We start from the raw sequence: 14,877 nt of genomic DNA, 5'->3' as shown, positions 1-14,877 counted from the left end.
CCCGAGCATCTGCCTTCGGACGATACGTGGCAGATCCTCGGCACGTGGCCGAGGATGACGCCGAGGAGAAAGCGAGGTGTCAGCAAACCGGCAAAAATCTCCAAACAGAGACTTTTGTCGTGCATTTAGTTGACTGGGTCAACTAAATTGTCGGTGCGACTTCAGGCTGCTTCTTCTTCCGCCGCTTCGTCTGCGCCGAGCGCGAAATCGACCGCCGCTCGGGCATGGATCGCGGTGGTGTCGAAGCCTGGCAGCGGCAAGTGGTCGGGATCGAGGATCAGGCAGATCTCGGTGCAGCCGAGGATGATGCTGTCGGCGCCGTTCTCGACGGCGCGGGTAATCACCGCCATGAGCTTGTCGCGCGAGCTGTCGAGCACCTTGCCGGCGCAGAGTTCGTTGAAGATGATGTTGTGCACGGTGGTGCGGTCGCCAGCATCAGGCACCATGATGTCGAGGCCAAGGCTCTTCATGCGGTCGCTGTAGAAGCCGTGCTCCATCGTGTAGCGAGTGGCGAGCAGCAGTGGGCGCTTGCGGCCGGCCGCATGCAACGATTTCGCGGTCTCGTCGATGATGTGGATCAGTGGCACGGAGATCTTCTCCGCGACCTTGTCGGCGATCAGATGCATGGTGTTGGTGCAGATCAGGATGCAGCCGGCGCCGGCGATCTGCAGGCGCAGAGCCACGTCGGCGAGGCGACGCGCTGCCATATCCCAGTCGCCGGCCTTCTGAAGCGCGACGATCTCCTCGAAATTGACAGAATGCAGGATGAGTTCGGCCGAGGCGAGGCCACCCTTGCGGTCACGCACCATCTCGTTGACGACACGGTAATAGACTGCCGAACTTTCGAAACTCATGCCGCCGATAAGGCCGATCGTTTCCATCTCTTCATGCTCTCCATGCTTCTGAACTTTCGAAAATGATGCCGCAATCCCGACGCGACGTGTTTGCTTTGTTTGTCTCTTGCGTCATATATGTGATAGGATTTTGCGTCATTTGATGAAATCCTGCAAAAAAGACGCAAGAGGTATATGTTCGACACATGCTCGATGATCGCGACAGACGCATTCTGGACATGCTGCAAAAGGATGCGGGCATATCCGTGACCGATCTTGCCGAGCGCGTGGCACTTTCGATATCGGCCTGCTCGCGGCGCATCCAACGGCTGGAGGAGAGTGGCCATATCGCCCGGCGCATCGTCGTGCTCGACCGGGACAAGATGGGCGTGCCGACGACGGTCTTCGCGCTGGTCAAGACGGCGCACCATTCCGACGAATGGACGGAGACCTTCCGCCGGATCATCAGCGACATTCCCGAGATCGTCGAAGCGCACCGCCTGACAGGCAATCACGACTATATCCTGAAGATCGTGCTGCCGCGCGTCGAGCATTACGATGTGATCTACAAACAGATCGTACGCAAGATCGAGCTTTTCGACGTCTCGGCCTCGATCTCGATGGAGCTTCTGAAGGGCGGTACGGCGATCCCCGTAGGATATGCCGATTGAGTGAGTTCCACCGACCGGGATGCAGGGGAGCTATGCCGAAACGGCAGTTGCAACCATCGCGGCGAAGGCCACATTGGCTTTGAGCGAAATGGCGCAAAAGGGGTAGGTCATGAGCGATCATCATGTCGTCGTTGTCGGCGGCGGTTTCGGAGGGCTGCAACTCGTCAACGGCTTGAAGGGCGCCGGTGTCAGAATCACGCTGGTCGACCGGCGCAACCATCATCTCTTCCAGCCGCTGCTCTATCAGGTGGCGACCACTATTCTCTCCACCTCGGAGATCGCCTGGCCGATCCGCCGCCTTTATGCCGACCGGCCTGACGTGACGGTGCTGCTCGCCGAGGTCACCGGCGTCGACAGCGGCGCAAAGACTGTTTCCTTACGCAACGGCATGACTCTTGGTTACGATACGCTGGTGCTGGCGACCGGGGCGACGCATGCCTATTTCGGCCACGACGAATGGGAGCCGGTGGCGCCCGGCCTGAAGACACTTGAGGATGCGACAACGATCCGCCGGCGCGTGCTGCTTGCCTTCGAGAAGGCAGAGATGGAGAGCGATCCTGCCGTGCGCGATGCGCTGTTGACCTTCACCATCGTTGGGGCCGGGCCGACCGGTGTCGAGCTGGCCGGCATCATCGCCGAACTCGCGCATTTCACGCTGCCCAAGGAATTCCGCAACATCGACACGCGCAAGACCCGCGTCGTTCTGGTCGAGGCCGGCCCGCGGGTGCTGCCGACCTTCGCCGAGGAGCTTTCGGCCTATGCTCAGAAGGCGCTGGAGAAACTCGGGGTCGAGGTCCATCTCGGCAAGCCGGTGACCGAATGCAACGCCGACGGCGTGAAGATCGGCGAGACCTTTGTTGCCAGCCGGACGATCGTCTGGGCAGCCGGGGTCACCGCCTCGCCTGCGGCGCAATGGCTCGGCGTGCCGGCCGACCGGGCAGGGCGCGTCGTGGTCGAGAAGGATCTGAGCGCGCCCGGTCTGCCCGACGTCTTCGTCGTCGGCGATACCGCCTCTGTCATGCGCGAAGACGGCAAGCCGGTGCCGGGCATTGCGCCCGCCGCCAAGCAGCAGGGCGGTTACGTCGCCAAAGTGATCCGCGCCCGCATATTCGGCAAACCGGCGCCGGCGCCTTTCCGCTACTGGCATCAGGGCAGCCTCGCCACGATCGGCAAGAGTGCCGCGATCATCGATTTCGGCCGGATCAAGCTGAAGGGCTGGATCGCCTGGTGGATCTGGGGTCTTGCCCATATCTACTTCCTGATCGGCACCCGCTCGCGCTTCGCCGTCGCCTGGAGCTGGCTGTGGATCTATCTGAGCGGCCAGCACAGCGCCCGGCTGATTACCCAGCGCGAGACGATGCGGGAGGAGTAGGTCCCTTCTTCGAGTCAAGTCAGAGGACCGAAATGAACGCAAGCGCATACTGTGTAACCCCCCTCTGGCCTGCCGGCCATCTCCCCCACAGGTGGGGAGATCGGCTAGGCGCAATGGTTTCCCCAAATAATCAGCGTCCAGCGCAGCGAAACGATAGACGGGCAAGAAGCGTGGGCTATTTGTAATCTCCCCACCTGTGGGGGAGATGCCCGGCAGGGCAGAGGGGGCGGCCACGGCACGCCGGTCCATGAAACCAGCCACGAGCGCGCCCACGCGTGAACGTGATACGCCCAAACTTGACATATCTCCGCACACGCCCTTAGCATTCCGCCCGCGTCTCCCCACCACCGGGAGTTACGCATTCAACAGTCGCCATCAGCAGGTAGAGGTTCCAATGCGCCGATTCACTTCTCACGAAAATCACATTCGAAATTCTGAGAAGTTGGTGGTTCATGCGCACTTTGAATTTGGGCATCCTCGCCCATGTGGACGCAGGCAAGACTAGCCTTACCGAAAGACTGCTTTTTGATGCCGGCGTTATCGACAAGCTCGGCAGCGTCGATACCGGCAATACACAGACGGACACTCTCGAGCTCGAACGGCAACGCGGCATCACGATCAGAGCCGCGGTGGTGTCGTTCACGATCGGCGACAGGATCGTCAATCTGATCGACACGCCCGGTCACCCGGATTTCATCGCCGAGGTCGAGCGGGTGCTCGGATTGCTGGATGCCGCGGTCGTCGTCGTTTCGGCGGTTGAAGGCGTGCAGGCGCAGACGCGGGTGCTGGTGCGGGCGCTGCGACGACTTGGCGTTCCCTTCGTCTTCTTCGTCAACAAGGTCGACCGCCTCGGCGCGCAATATGAGGACGTGCTGAAGGCTCTTGCCAGCCAATTGCTCGTTCGCCCCATCGCCATGTCTTCCGTGATCGATGCTGGCAGCGGGCTTGCCAGGGTGGAGGCTTTGGCTCACGGATGCGAACCGCTTTTCACGCCGCTCTGCGAAGCACTCGCGGAGAATGACGAGGCGCTGCTGGACGATTACGTCTTGGCGCCCGATCGCCTGACGGCGGATAGGCTTGGACGCTGCCTGATCGATCAGGTCGCGAGCGGTCTGGTGCATCCTGTCTTCGCAGGTGTGGCAACGACCGGCGTCGGCGTGCCGGCCCTAACATCCGCCATTGCGACGATATTGCCCGGCCGGCGCCTCGATCCGGACGGGCCGATTGCCGGAACAATCTTCAAGATCGAACGCGGCTGGGGCGGTGAAAAGCTGGCCTATATGTATCTGACGTCAGGCACGGTCCGGCTCCGTCAATATCTGGATTTGCCCAAAGGCCTGGATAGGGTGACCGCGATCGAGGTTTTCGAGGCCGGCCGGGTTCATGGCGCCGCAAGCTTCCGCGCCGGGCAGATCGCGCGCATCAGCGGCCTTGCCGGCGCCCGGATCGGCGATGCGGTGGGCGGCGATCCGCTCTCCGACGGACGGGCTTACTTCGCGCCGCCGACGCTGGAAACCCGGGTTTTTGGCCAGCGGCCTTCCGAGAAGGCGGCGTTGTGGCTTGCGCTGAACCAGATGGCCGAACAGGATCCGCTGATCAATCTGCGCCGGAACGAGGAAACGGACGAGGTCTTCGTATCGCTCTATGGCGAGGTGCAGAAGGAGGTTATCCAGTCGACCCTGCTGACGGATTTCGGCCTCGACGCCAGCTTCGAGGAAAGTACGATCATCCTGGTCGAGAGGCCTGTAGGAATTGGGACCGGCTTACAGATCCTCTTCAAGGAACCCAATCCCTTCCTGGCGACGGTAGGCCTGCGGGTCGAGCCGCGGCCTGCCGGCGCGGGCAACAGCTTCGCGCTGGAAGTGGATGTCGGCCAGATGCCTGCCAGCTTTTACAGGGCGGTCGAAGAAACCGTGTTCGAAACGCTAAAGCAGGGCGTTTTCGGCTGGCAGGTCATCGATTGCCACGTGGCGATGACGGCAGCCCGGCACAGTTCGCCGGCAAGCACCGCCGCCGATTTCCGGCAGCTCACGCCTTGGGTGCTGGCAGATGCACTGTCAGCCGCGCAAACCGTCCTATGCGAGCCGATCGACCGCTTTCATCTAGAAGCGCCCGCGGAGAGCTTGAGCGGCTTGCTGACCCTGCTTGCGAAATCTGCTGCGACGATGACGGATTCCGTGATTGTCGACGGCATGGCCCGACTGGAAGGCACTATGGCGTCCGCGATGATCCAGAGCGTCCAGCAGCAATTGCCGGGCCTGACAAGCGGGGCGGGGACGATGGAAACCGGCTTCGATCACTACGCCCCGATGGCTGGCCCGCCGCGCGTTCGAAGGCGTTCAGGACCTGATCCGTTCAACCGCGTCGAATATCTGCTGAGCCTGCACCGACATCTCGAAGGCATGTCCTGAGATTCCTCAGTGCATACTTCGTCGTGGGCGCGAAGGCTGACAGAAGGGGCGGCCCCCAAAGGAGCCGCCTCTCATTTTCTCAAGCTGCCAGCGAGGCGATGTCGATGACGAAGCGGTAGCGGACGTCGCTCTTGATGACACGCTCATAGGCTTCGTTGATGTTCTGGATGTTGATCTTCTCGATCTCCGAGACGATGTTGTGCTTGCCGCAGAAGTCGAGCATTTCCTGGGTTTCCTTGATCGAGCCGATCATGGAACCGGCGAGGCTCTTACGCCCGCCGATGACCGAGAAGGCATGAACCGGAACCGGGTGCTCGGGAACACCGACCAGAACCATCGTGCCATCGGGCTTCAACAGGCTGAGATAGGCGTTCCAGTCGATTACCGTGCCAACCGTGTTGATGATCAGGTCAAAGGTGCCGGCGAGCTTGGTGAAGGTCTCGGCGTCGCTCGTTGCGTAATAGTCCTTGGCGCCGAGCTTCAGGCCGTCTTCCTTCTTCGATAGCGACTGCGAGAGCACGGTGATGTCGGCGCCCATGGCTGCACCGATCTTCACGCCCATATGGCCGAGGCCGCCCATGCCGACGATCGCGACCTTCTTGCCGGCGCCGGCCTTCCAGTGGGCGAGCGGGGAATAGAGCGTGATGCCGGCGCAAAGCAGGGGAGCGCCTGCATCGAGGGGGATATTGTCCGGGAAGCGCAGGACATAGCCTTCCTTGACGACGATGGAGTCGGAGTAGCCGCCAAAGGTCGGGGTGGTGCCGTCTGCCTCGACGTCGTTGTAGGTCTGGACGAGACCTGGCATGAAGTGCTCGTAATCCAGGTCGCGCGTGGCGCAGCCGACGCAGGAGTTGACGAAGCAGCCGACGCCGACGCGGTCGCCGACCTTGAACTGGGTGACCTTAGAGCCGACGGCGGAAACGACGCCGGCAACCTCATGGCCCGGCACCATCGGATATCTGGAATTACCCCATTCGTTGCGGGCCTGGTGGATGTCGGAATGGCAGACGCCGCAATATTGAACCGCGATGACGACGTCGTCATCGTTCGGCTCGCGGCGCTCGAAGGTGAAGGGGGTCAATGGTTGCGACGCGTCGGTCGCGGCATAGCCTTTTGCGATAGCCATCTGAAGCTTCCTTTGGGGTTGGGAGGGAGGATCGAAGATGGCGGAGCTTGCACCGGATCCCGGTCCGACCGTTAGAGCGATCCTCCAAGCTTTATGCACAATCCTGCAAAAATGACGGCGCCGGCCGTTTGCGAAACGCTGAAGGCACCTTAGATAAAAGGCGTTCCGCTGGCGTCAGACCGAAAGAGTTGCGCATGACATTGCCTTTCAGCCCTTATCAGGAGATCGCCGATATTGCGATGCGCTTCACGCCCGACGACGGCGAGTTTACGACCGCGATCGGCAATCTCTTCCTCAGCCGCCGCTCCAATCCCAGCAATCCGTTGCACAGCAGCTACCGGCCCTGTCTCGCGCTGGTGCTGCAGGGGGCAAAGAGCCTGCGCCTCGGTGACGAACACATCAGCTACGCGATGGGAGACTATCTTCTGACTTCGCTCGACCTGCCGGTCGCCTGGCGCGTCACGGAGGCAAGCCCGGAGGTTCCGCATCTCTGTCTGGCGCTGGCAATCGACTCGGAGAAGCTGCTGGAACTGCTGAGCCGCATCGATATTCCGCGCCCGGCCGCCCATACCGACGGGCAGCGCGGGATGGTGGTGAACGTCGCCTCGCCGGAGCTGCTGGATGCTGCCGTGCGACTGCTGCGCTTGCTTGATCGTCCAAACGACATTGCGGCGATGGCGCCGCTGATCGAGCAGGAAATCCTCTATCGGGTGCTGACCGGGCCGGCCGGCGCGCGGCTGATTAACATTGCCACTGCAGACAGCCACAGCAACAGGATCGCGCGCGCCGTCGCATGGCTGAAGGAGAATTTCGCGCGACCACTGCGCATCGAGGACCTTGCCGACCGCGTCAGCATGAGCGTGTCGTCCTTCCATCATCACTTCAAGTCGGTAACGGCGATGACACCGGTGCAGTATCAGAAGCAGCTTCGCCTGCACGAGGCGCGCCGTCTGATGCTTGTGGAGCGCCTCGATGCGGGCACGGCCGGCCATCGCGTCGGCTATCAGAGCCCGTCGCAGTTCAGCCGCGAGTACAGCCGCCTCTACGGCGCTTCACCGGCCCGCGATGTCGACGGCGCCCGCGATGCCATGGCGGCGGAATAGACGTGCCAAGCGCGGTGCGATCGTTAAAGGATTGTTTGACGTTTCCGGCTAGTCTTGCGGCAGATATCAAGCAGGCCCAGATGTCCGCATGACGCAAGCACCGTTTCTCTCCATCGTCGCTCCTTGTCACAACGAGGAAGAGGGCTTGCGCGAATTCTGCCGCCGCGCCGCCGCTGCCGCGTATAGTGTTGCCGGCGATGGCTTCGAGCTCATTCTCGTCGATGACGGCTCGTCCGACCGCACGTGGGAGATCATCTCCGATCTGGCGGCCGATGTTCCGCAGCTACTCGGCGTTCGTCTTCTGCGCAATCACGGCCACCAGCTGGCATCTACGGCGGGTCTTGCCGCGTCGCGGGGAGAGCGCGTGCTTTTGATCGACGCCGATCTTCAGGATCCGCCCGAGCTGCTTTTGATGATGATGCCAATCATGGAGCGCGGCGCCGATGTCGTGTATGGCCAGCGTACGCGCCGCCAGGGCGAAACCTGGTTCAAGCTCGCCTCCGCTTCACTTTTCTATCGCGCCCTGTCCAAACTCGCTTCCGTGACCATCCCGCGCGACACCGGAGATTTCCGACTGATGCGCCGGCGCGTCGTCGATATCCTGCTGGCGATGCCGGAGCGCGATCGCTTCATCCGCGGCATGGTCAGCTGGATCGGCGGCAGGCAGGTGGCGCTGCCTTACGAGCGCGACGCCCGTTTTGCCGGCACGACGAAATATCCGCTGCGCAAGATGATCAATTTTGCGCTGGATGCGATCACCAGCTTTTCAACGACGCCGCTGCGTATAGCCACATGGCTTGGCATGATGAGCGCCGGTGTCGCGATCGCGTTGCTCGTCTATACCTTCGTTCGCTGGCTGCAGGGCGAGACGGTCACCGGTTGGTCGTCGATTATGGCCGCGGTCAGCGCCTTCAGCGCCATCCAGCTGATCTGCATCGGCATCATCGGCGAGTATCTCGGCCGTCTGGTACAGGAGAGCAAGAGGCGACCGATATTCATGATCGAGACGATCGTGCGCGGCAGCGAACACGCCGAGCTGTCGACCGCTTTTTCGGAGATGAGCGCCAGCGATAAACGCGCCGCGCTGGATGCGGCCTTTGCATCCGAAGAGCCGCCGCGCTCGCACAAGAACAGCCGGATCGGATAATGGACCGGATGGCCGCGCCTGCTGTGGCCACAGCCGGGCCCGAGGAATCGATCGCCAGGCAGGATTCCACCGTTGCGATCGTCGCATTCGTCGGACTTGTGGCGGCTCTGGTCCTCCTGTTTCCCTTTCCGCCGGTTCTCGATTATGCCAATCACTACGCCCGTATCTGGCTCCTTTCGGGCGGGATCGGCGAGCAGCCGTTTCCTGAGATCTATGCCGTCGATTGGAACCGCACCTTCACCAATGTCGGGATCGATGTTCTAGCCACCTGGCTGGGGCCGCTTGTCGGCGCAGACAGGCTGGCGCGGGCTTTGCTTTTCCTGGCGATCGTGCTGCCGCCGCTAGGGGGAATCGGCCTGCACCGCGCGCTTTTCGGCGGCCGGCACCATTGGCAGACCGCCATGCTGTCGCTCGGCTGGTGCGCCACCATGATCGGCGGCTTCATCAACTTCCAGATCGGCCTCGGCATGGCCTTGTTCTTCGCCTGCGTCGATCTGCGGCTGCAGCGCAGAAATCCCGCCCTGGTTTTTGCCTGGCGGCTTGCCGCCGCGCTGCTGCTGACGGTGATGCATCTCTTCGCGCTTGGCTTTTATATGGCGATCGTCTGCGGCCTCGAATTTTCCTGGCGCATCGATATAGTGCGATCGAAGGCGGCTCTGATGAGGCTCGCCGGCCGTTTGGCGCTGGCGCTCGGCGCCTGCGTCCTGCCGCCGCTCGCGCTCTATCTCCATACGGCGGCTTTGCCCAATGCCGGCGGCAACGGTCTTGGCCTTGCCTGGAACGACGGTATCGTCCTGATCGTCCTTAATCTGTTCTCCGCCATCACGACCTATGTCCCGGTGGTGGATGTCGTGCTGGTTCTGCCGCTGATCCTCATCTGCACGCGTGCCGTCCGCGCGGGCGATATTCGCCTGCATGCTGGGCTTGCCGTTGCCGCCTGCGGCCTGCTGCTGCTCTCCTGTGTTTCGCCTCGCCACATGCTCGGCACCGGATGGATCAGTTGGCGCTTTCCGATCATGACGGCGCTCGTCGCCATGGCGATGGTGTGCCCCTTCGCCAATCTGACGCGCCGGCAGGCGATGCTGCTGGCGCTCATCATCAATCTCGCGGTCTTCGGCCGCACCGGCTGGGTCGGCTGGAACTGGTGGCTGGCACAGAAGGATGTTGCCGCCGTCGAGACTGTGCTTAAAAAGGTGCCGGCCGGCGCAGCCGTGCTGCCTCTGGGCCATGAACCTGAGACAGTGAGCGGTCTTGCTCACTCCAACCGGCATTTTGCCTGGGGGTTGGATACTTTCCGGCACCTGCCGACACTCGCCGTGCCCTTGTCGCATGCTTTCGTGCCGACGCTCTTCACGGCAAAAGGCAAGCAGCCGTTATCCGTTCTGTCGTCATGGTCTGAGATCGCGGTTCCCGAGGGCAATCTGCTGTCGACCGGCGTGCTTTCATGCCCGGCAATGATGCAGGAATATAGAAACTTTACGCCTTATCTGTCGGATTGGCGTAGGCGTTTCGATTTCGTCCTCGTCGCCAATGCCGATATCCCCGACCGCTATGTCGGCACCTTGATGCCGGCGGGCCTGATGCTGGTCGAAGATGCGGGTTTCGCGAAGCTATACGCGATCGAGAAGACGATGCCGGCGGAGCCTCTGTCGATCCCCGCGGGTTGCATGAGGGCGTCATAGACTGCGGCTCTTCGCGGATCAGCCGGGAAATTTCAGCGCCTTGTCGGCACGGCACTTGGCAAGCGGAAGCTGAAATCCTCAGCACTCTTGTAGACGTCGCTGTCGGACTGCGCGAGAGCGCTTGAGCCGCCAAGGAGGATTGCTCCGAGCAGGAGAAGAGCTGCTGAAAGGCGTGACATCGGAGCCTCCGGGCAAGTGGTATAGCGCGACATTATGCGATCACCGAGGATTCGCGCCTATCCAATTCTGGTGTTTCATCGCGGTTTCCCGTATTAAAAAAATCTATCCAGGCTTCTTGACGACCTGATCGGTTTATCGCATAAACCTCACGAACCGTACCGTACGGTACGTATATGGGAGCCATGACCGTGTCCGTCGATACCGCAGAGCCGAGCGAATTTTCGCCGCGCCAGAACGCCGTTCTGGAGCAGGCGCTGCAGTTGCTTGTCGATGGCGGCGAGAAGGCGCTGACGACCTCGGGTGTGGCGCGAGCCGCCAATTGCTCGAAGGAAAGCCTCTACAAGTGGTTCGGCGATCGCGACGGGCTGCTGTCGGCGATGATCGCCTATCAGGCCAGCAAGGTGCGCACCTTCGAGCGCAACGGCGAGCGGCTGACGGCGGCGAGCCTGCACGACCATGTCGTCATTTTTGCGCGTGACCTGCTGGAGGTGCTTGCCGGCGACGTCTCGCTGGCGCTCAACCGGCTGGCGATCGGGCAGTCGAACCGCGACGGCTCGAAACTCGGCAAACTGCTGCTCGAGCGCGGCCGTCGCCAGATCGACCGGCGCGCCATGGCGCTGATCGATGCCGGCAAAAGGGCAGGGCTCCTGCGTTTTGCCGATGCCGACGAGGCTTATCACACGCTTTACGGCCTTGTTGTCTCCGACCTGCATGTGCGCATGCTGCTCGGCGAACCAGGCCTCAAGGATACCGCACGCCAGGCGGAGAGGGCGGTCACCGCCTTCCTCAGGCTTTATGGCACGGACAAGGTTCTGGCGGAGATGCCGGTTCTCGGCTGATTCCGCTTTAATGACAGTCAACAAGACAAGCAAAGGGAAGGAACTTCAAATGCGCGTCTACTACGATCGTGATGCCGATCTCAACCTCATCAAGGCCAAGAAGGTCGCCGTCATCGGCTATGGTTCGCAGGGCCGTGCCCATGCGCTGAACCTCAAGGACAGCGGCGCCCAGAACGTCGTCATCGCACTCAAGGCCGGTTCGCCGACCGTCAAGAAGGCCGAAGCCGATGGCTTCAAGGTCATGACGGTTGCCGAAGCTGCCGCCTGGGCCGACCTGATGATGATGGCGACCCCGGACGAACTGCAGGCCGACATCTACAAGGCCGACATCGCCGGCAACATCCGCGATGGCGCAGCCATCGCCTTCGCTCACGGCCTCAACGTTCACTTCGGCCTCATCGAGCCGAAGGCTTCGGTCGACGTCGTCATGATCGCACCGAAGGGCCCGGGCCACACGGTTCGCGGCGAATACCAGAAGGGCGGCGGCGTTCCCTGCCTCGTTGCCGTTCACCAGAACGCTTCCGGCAATGCGCTTGAACTCGCTCTCTCCTACGCCTGCGGCGTCGGCGGCGGCCGTTCGGGCATCATCGAAACCAACTTCCGCGAAGAGTGCGAAACCGACCTCTTCGGCGAACAGGTCGTTCTCTGCGGCGGTCTCGTCGAACTCATCCGCGCCGGTTTCGAAACGCTCACCGAAGCCGGTTACGCGCCTGAGATGGCCTATTTCGAGTGCCTGCACGAAGTGAAGCTCATCGTCGACCTGATCTATGAAGGCGGCATCGCCAACATGAACTACTCAATCTCCAACACGGCCGAGTGGGGCGAATATGTCTCCGGTCCGCGCATCATCACTGCCGAGACCAAGGCCGAAATGAAGCGCGTCCTCAAGGACATCCAGACCGGCAAGTTCACGTCCGATTGGATGCAGGAATACCGCGCCGGCGGCTCGCGCTTCAAGGGCATCCGCCGCCTGAACGACAGCCATCCGATCGAAGAAGTCGGCGCCAAGCTGCGCGGCATGATGCCCTGGATCGGCAAGAACAAACTGGTCGACAAGTCGGTCAACTAAGCGATTTTCCGCGCCGCATCGAACCTGGTTCATGCGGCGCGCTTTGCGAGGCGGCTAGGCTTGATGCCTCTCTGCGACACGAGAGGCCTCCCTGGGCATGGCCAAGCATCTGGTGGACCTGAGGGGTCGCAGACCCGGCATAGGGACCGGTCAAGGCGCGCTCGAAAGCCTCATTCGTGTCGGAGAGCTCATCGAGCGATCCATTGTCTCATCTTCATGACGCAGGAATCATAGGGCGGAGGCAACGTGCCGACTACGGCAATGTCTGGTCTTGGCCTTCATTGAGCCGTGTCGCTGCTGCCTGAGAGAGGGAACAGCATCCCCAAGACGTTTCTGTCGCAAAACCGTAATATCGCGCCTTTAGGTTTAGAATGGATCTAAAACAAGACAATTTGACACCAGTTTTAAACCGTGGAGGTATTGGATGAACGAGCATCTTTCCCAGAGGATTTTCCCGACGACTCAGCTCGAAGACGCGGATGGTGACGGCCACAACACCAGCGCCAATCCGACGATGGGTGAAATCATCGGCAAGCGTTTTTCACGCCGCAATTTTCTGCAGGGCTCACTTGCCGTTTCCGCCATTGCAGCCACGGTAAGCCCGATCGCGCTGATGAGCGCGGACGAGGCGCGCGCTGCAGACAATAAAGGCTCTGCCTTCAACTTCTCCGAAGTGGAGGCCGGCGTCGATGACAAGCATCATATCGCTGAAGGTTATGATGCCGATATTCTGCTGCGCTGGGGCGATGCGGTGCTGCCGGGTGCCCCGCAATTCGATCCGGCGAAGCAGACGGCCGATGCACAGAGCAAGCAGTTCGGCTACAACAACGATTATGTCGGCTTCATTCCGCTCGAAGGATCCAGCGAGCACGGCCTGCTCGTCGTCAATCATGAATACACGAACCCGCACCTGATGTTCCCCGGCCTCGTCCAGGTGGTCGACGGCAAGATCAAGCAGGGCGCGCTCAGCAAGGAACAGGTGGATGTCGAGATGGCGGCCCATGGCGGCACCATCGTCGAGATCCGCAAGACGGGTGGCAAGTGGCAGGTCGTCACCGACGGCAAGTACAATCGCCGCATCACCGCCAACACACCTATGGAAATCACCGGCCCCGCCGCCGGAAACGACCGCTTGAAGACCAGTGCCGACGCGACCGGCACCCGCGCCATCGGCACGATCAACAACTGCGCCGGCGGCGTCACGCCCTGGGGCACCTACATCATGGCGGAAGAGAATTTTCACGGCTATTTCTCCGGTGCGCTGCCGGAAGGTCATAAGGAAGCCCCGAACTATAAGCGTTACGGCGTTCCGGAAGGCGCCTACGAGTGGGCCAATTTCTACGACCGCTTCGATCTTTCCAAAGAGCCGAACGAGCCGAACCGTTTCGGCTGGATCGTCGAAGTCGACGTCATGGACCCGGCGTCGGTGCCGAAGAAGCGAACCGCGCTCGGCCGCACCAAACACGAGGGCGCCGAGTCGATCGTCGCCAAGAACGGCAAAGTCGTCTTCTATCTCGGCGACGACGAGCGCTTCGACTATGTCTACAAGTTCGTGACATCAGCAGCGTTCAGCCTGAATGATCGCGCCGCCAATATGAACCTGCTCGACAGCGGCACGCTCCATGTCGCCAAGTTCAATGAGGACGGCACCATGCAGTGGCTGCCGCTGGTCTTTGGCCAAGGCCCGCTGACGGCAGAAAACGGCTTCACCAGCCAGGCCGATGTGCTGATCGAATGTCGTCGCGCCGGTGACGCGCTCGGCGCCACCAAGATGGACCGCCCGGAAGACGTCCAGCCGAACAGCGTCAACGGCAAGGTCTATGTCATGCTGACCAACAACACCCGCCGCAAGGCCGACCAGGTGGATGCCGCAAATCCGCGCGCGGAAAACGCCTTCGGCCACATCATCGAGATCTCTGAAAACGACGGCGATTTCACTGCCACATCGGGCAAGTGGGAAGTGCTCCTGAAGTGCGGCGATCCCTCGGTTGCGGCCGTCGGTGCGACCTTTTCAACCGAGACGACCAAGAACGGCTGGTTCGGCATGCCCGACAACTGCGCCGTCGATGCTGCCGGCCGCCTCTGGGTTTCGACCGACGGCAACAACAACAAGGCCACCGGCCGCACCGACGGTCTGTGGGCCGTCGATACGGAAGGGGCGGCGCGCGCCACCTCGAAACTGTTCTTCCGCGTGCCGGTCGGCGCCGAAATGTGCGGCCCGCTCTTCACACCGGATGACGAAACCGCCTTCGTCGCTGTGCAGCATCCTGGCGATGGCGGCGAGGACTGGCCAGGCCATGGCCGCCCGTCCTATTACGAGGATCTTTCGACCCGCTGGCCGGACTTCAAGCCCGACATGCCAGTGCGGCCTGCGGTCGTCGCCATCACCAAGGTTGGCGGCGGCAAGATTGCGGTCTGACGACAGGAACGCGGAGGCTGCCACC

General features: G+C 61.7%; 12 protein-coding genes. 9 read left to right on the top strand and 3 right to left on the bottom strand.

Annotated elements, in window-relative coordinates:
- Positions 1 to 161 precede the first annotated feature (161 nt).
- On the bottom strand, positions 162 to 881 hold the full coding sequence (locus tag RlegSU303_RS14855) for an aspartate/glutamate racemase family protein (protein ID WP_131719123.1): 720 nt from the start codon (positions 879 to 881) through the stop codon (positions 162 to 164).
- A gap of 158 nt (positions 882 to 1,039) precedes the next feature.
- Here RlegSU303_RS14855 and RlegSU303_RS14850 point away from each other — a divergent pair, with 158 nt between their 5' ends.
- From RlegSU303_RS14850 to RlegSU303_RS14840, 3 genes are all read left to right on the top strand, one after another.
- Positions 1,040 to 1,504, top strand: a complete 465-nt coding sequence (locus tag RlegSU303_RS14850; RefSeq protein WP_017961209.1) for an Lrp/AsnC family transcriptional regulator — start codon at positions 1,040 to 1,042, stop codon at positions 1,502 to 1,504.
- Between the two features lie 109 nt (positions 1,505 to 1,613).
- Complete coding sequence (locus tag RlegSU303_RS14845) at positions 1,614 to 2,876, top strand: NAD(P)/FAD-dependent oxidoreductase (RefSeq protein WP_017961208.1); 1,263 nt, start codon at positions 1,614 to 1,616, stop codon at positions 2,874 to 2,876.
- A gap of 452 nt (positions 2,877 to 3,328) precedes the next feature.
- A complete protein-coding gene (locus RlegSU303_RS14840) occupies positions 3,329 to 5,287 on the top strand; it encodes an elongation factor G (RefSeq protein WP_131628456.1) in 1,959 nt (652 codons plus the stop codon).
- A gap of 79 nt (positions 5,288 to 5,366) precedes the next feature.
- Here the strand turns inward: RlegSU303_RS14840 and RlegSU303_RS14835 are convergent, their stop codons facing one another.
- On the bottom strand, positions 5,367 to 6,413 hold the full coding sequence (locus tag RlegSU303_RS14835; protein ID WP_065280614.1) for an NAD(P)-dependent alcohol dehydrogenase: 1,047 nt from the start codon (positions 6,411 to 6,413) through the stop codon (positions 5,367 to 5,369).
- A 194-nt stretch (positions 6,414 to 6,607) separates the two neighbouring features.
- On the opposite strand from RlegSU303_RS14835, the gene RlegSU303_RS14830 reads away from it, so the two are divergent.
- The 3 genes from RlegSU303_RS14830 to RlegSU303_RS14820 all read left to right on the top strand — a co-directional run bounded on the left by RlegSU303_RS14830 (position 6,608) and on the right by RlegSU303_RS14820 (position 10,345).
- On the top strand, positions 6,608 to 7,516 hold the full coding sequence (locus RlegSU303_RS14830) for an AraC family transcriptional regulator (protein ID WP_017961205.1): 909 nt from the start codon (positions 6,608 to 6,610) through the stop codon (positions 7,514 to 7,516).
- Positions 7,517 to 7,604: 88 nt separating this feature from the next.
- Positions 7,605 to 8,663, top strand: a complete 1,059-nt coding sequence (locus RlegSU303_RS14825) for a glycosyltransferase family 2 protein (protein WP_017961204.1) — start codon at positions 7,605 to 7,607, stop codon at positions 8,661 to 8,663.
- Positions 8,663 to 10,345, top strand: a complete 1,683-nt coding sequence (locus tag RlegSU303_RS14820; RefSeq protein WP_131719122.1) for a hypothetical protein — start codon at positions 8,663 to 8,665, stop codon at positions 10,343 to 10,345. The genes RlegSU303_RS14825 and RlegSU303_RS14820 overlap by 1 nt, the downstream gene beginning before the upstream one ends.
- Before the next feature lie 32 nt (positions 10,346 to 10,377).
- On the opposite strand, the gene RlegSU303_RS14815 is transcribed toward RlegSU303_RS14820, so the two are convergent.
- Entirely contained in the window at positions 10,378 to 10,524 is a 147-nt protein-coding gene (locus RlegSU303_RS14815) for a hypothetical protein (protein ID WP_165504152.1), read from the bottom strand.
- A 174-nt stretch (positions 10,525 to 10,698) separates the two neighbouring features.
- Here RlegSU303_RS14815 and RlegSU303_RS14810 point away from each other — a divergent pair, with 174 nt between their 5' ends.
- The 3 genes from RlegSU303_RS14810 (at position 10,699) to RlegSU303_RS14800 (ending at position 14,852) form a co-directional block, all read left to right on the top strand.
- Positions 10,699 to 11,364 (top strand): TetR/AcrR family transcriptional regulator, encoded by a 666-nt coding sequence (locus tag RlegSU303_RS14810; RefSeq protein WP_017961202.1) that lies wholly within the window; start codon positions 10,699 to 10,701, stop codon positions 11,362 to 11,364.
- A 49-nt stretch (positions 11,365 to 11,413) separates the two neighbouring features.
- Complete coding sequence (ilvC, locus tag RlegSU303_RS14805) at positions 11,414 to 12,433, top strand: ketol-acid reductoisomerase (protein WP_003560822.1); 1,020 nt, start codon at positions 11,414 to 11,416, stop codon at positions 12,431 to 12,433.
- Between the two features lie 424 nt (positions 12,434 to 12,857).
- A complete protein-coding gene (locus tag RlegSU303_RS14800) occupies positions 12,858 to 14,852 on the top strand; it encodes a PhoX family protein (RefSeq protein ID WP_131628453.1) in 1,995 nt (664 codons plus the stop codon).
- The last annotated feature ends 25 nt before the right edge of the window (positions 14,853 to 14,877 follow it).

It is taken from the genome of Rhizobium sp. SU303, assembly GCF_021052345.1.
Lineage (GTDB): Bacteria > Pseudomonadota > Alphaproteobacteria > Rhizobiales > Rhizobiaceae > Rhizobium > Rhizobium laguerreae.
Note: the sequence above shows the minus strand (reverse complement) of the source record. Positions and strands in the feature narration are given on the sequence as shown.

What these genes read in the sequence shown, in the direction of transcription:
- RlegSU303_RS14855 (WP_131719123.1), bottom strand. Translation starts at nt 881, where the DNA reads ATGGAAACGATCGGCCTTATCGGCGGCATGAGTTTCGAAAGTTCGGCA.
- RlegSU303_RS14850 (WP_017961209.1), top strand. Translation starts at nt 1,040, where the DNA reads ATGCTCGATGATCGCGACAGACGCATTCTGGACATGCTGCAAAAGGAT.
- RlegSU303_RS14845 (WP_017961208.1), top strand. Translation starts at nt 1,614, where the DNA reads ATGAGCGATCATCATGTCGTCGTTGTCGGCGGCGGTTTCGGAGGGCTG.
- RlegSU303_RS14840 (WP_131628456.1), top strand. Translation starts at nt 3,329, where the DNA reads ATGCGCACTTTGAATTTGGGCATCCTCGCCCATGTGGACGCAGGCAAG.
- RlegSU303_RS14835 (WP_065280614.1), bottom strand. Translation starts at nt 6,413, where the DNA reads ATGGCTATCGCAAAAGGCTATGCCGCGACCGACGCGTCGCAACCATTG.
- RlegSU303_RS14830 (WP_017961205.1), top strand. Translation starts at nt 6,608, where the DNA reads ATGACATTGCCTTTCAGCCCTTATCAGGAGATCGCCGATATTGCGATG.
- RlegSU303_RS14825 (WP_017961204.1), top strand. Translation starts at nt 7,605, where the DNA reads ATGACGCAAGCACCGTTTCTCTCCATCGTCGCTCCTTGTCACAACGAG.
- RlegSU303_RS14820 (WP_131719122.1), top strand. Translation starts at nt 8,663, where the DNA reads ATGGACCGGATGGCCGCGCCTGCTGTGGCCACAGCCGGGCCCGAGGAA.
- RlegSU303_RS14815 (WP_165504152.1), bottom strand. Translation starts at nt 10,524, where the DNA reads ATGTCACGCCTTTCAGCAGCTCTTCTCCTGCTCGGAGCAATCCTCCTT.
- RlegSU303_RS14810 (WP_017961202.1), top strand. Translation starts at nt 10,699, where the DNA reads ATGGGAGCCATGACCGTGTCCGTCGATACCGCAGAGCCGAGCGAATTT.
- ilvC (WP_003560822.1), top strand. Translation starts at nt 11,414, where the DNA reads ATGCGCGTCTACTACGATCGTGATGCCGATCTCAACCTCATCAAGGCC.
- RlegSU303_RS14800 (WP_131628453.1), top strand. Translation starts at nt 12,858, where the DNA reads ATGAACGAGCATCTTTCCCAGAGGATTTTCCCGACGACTCAGCTCGAA.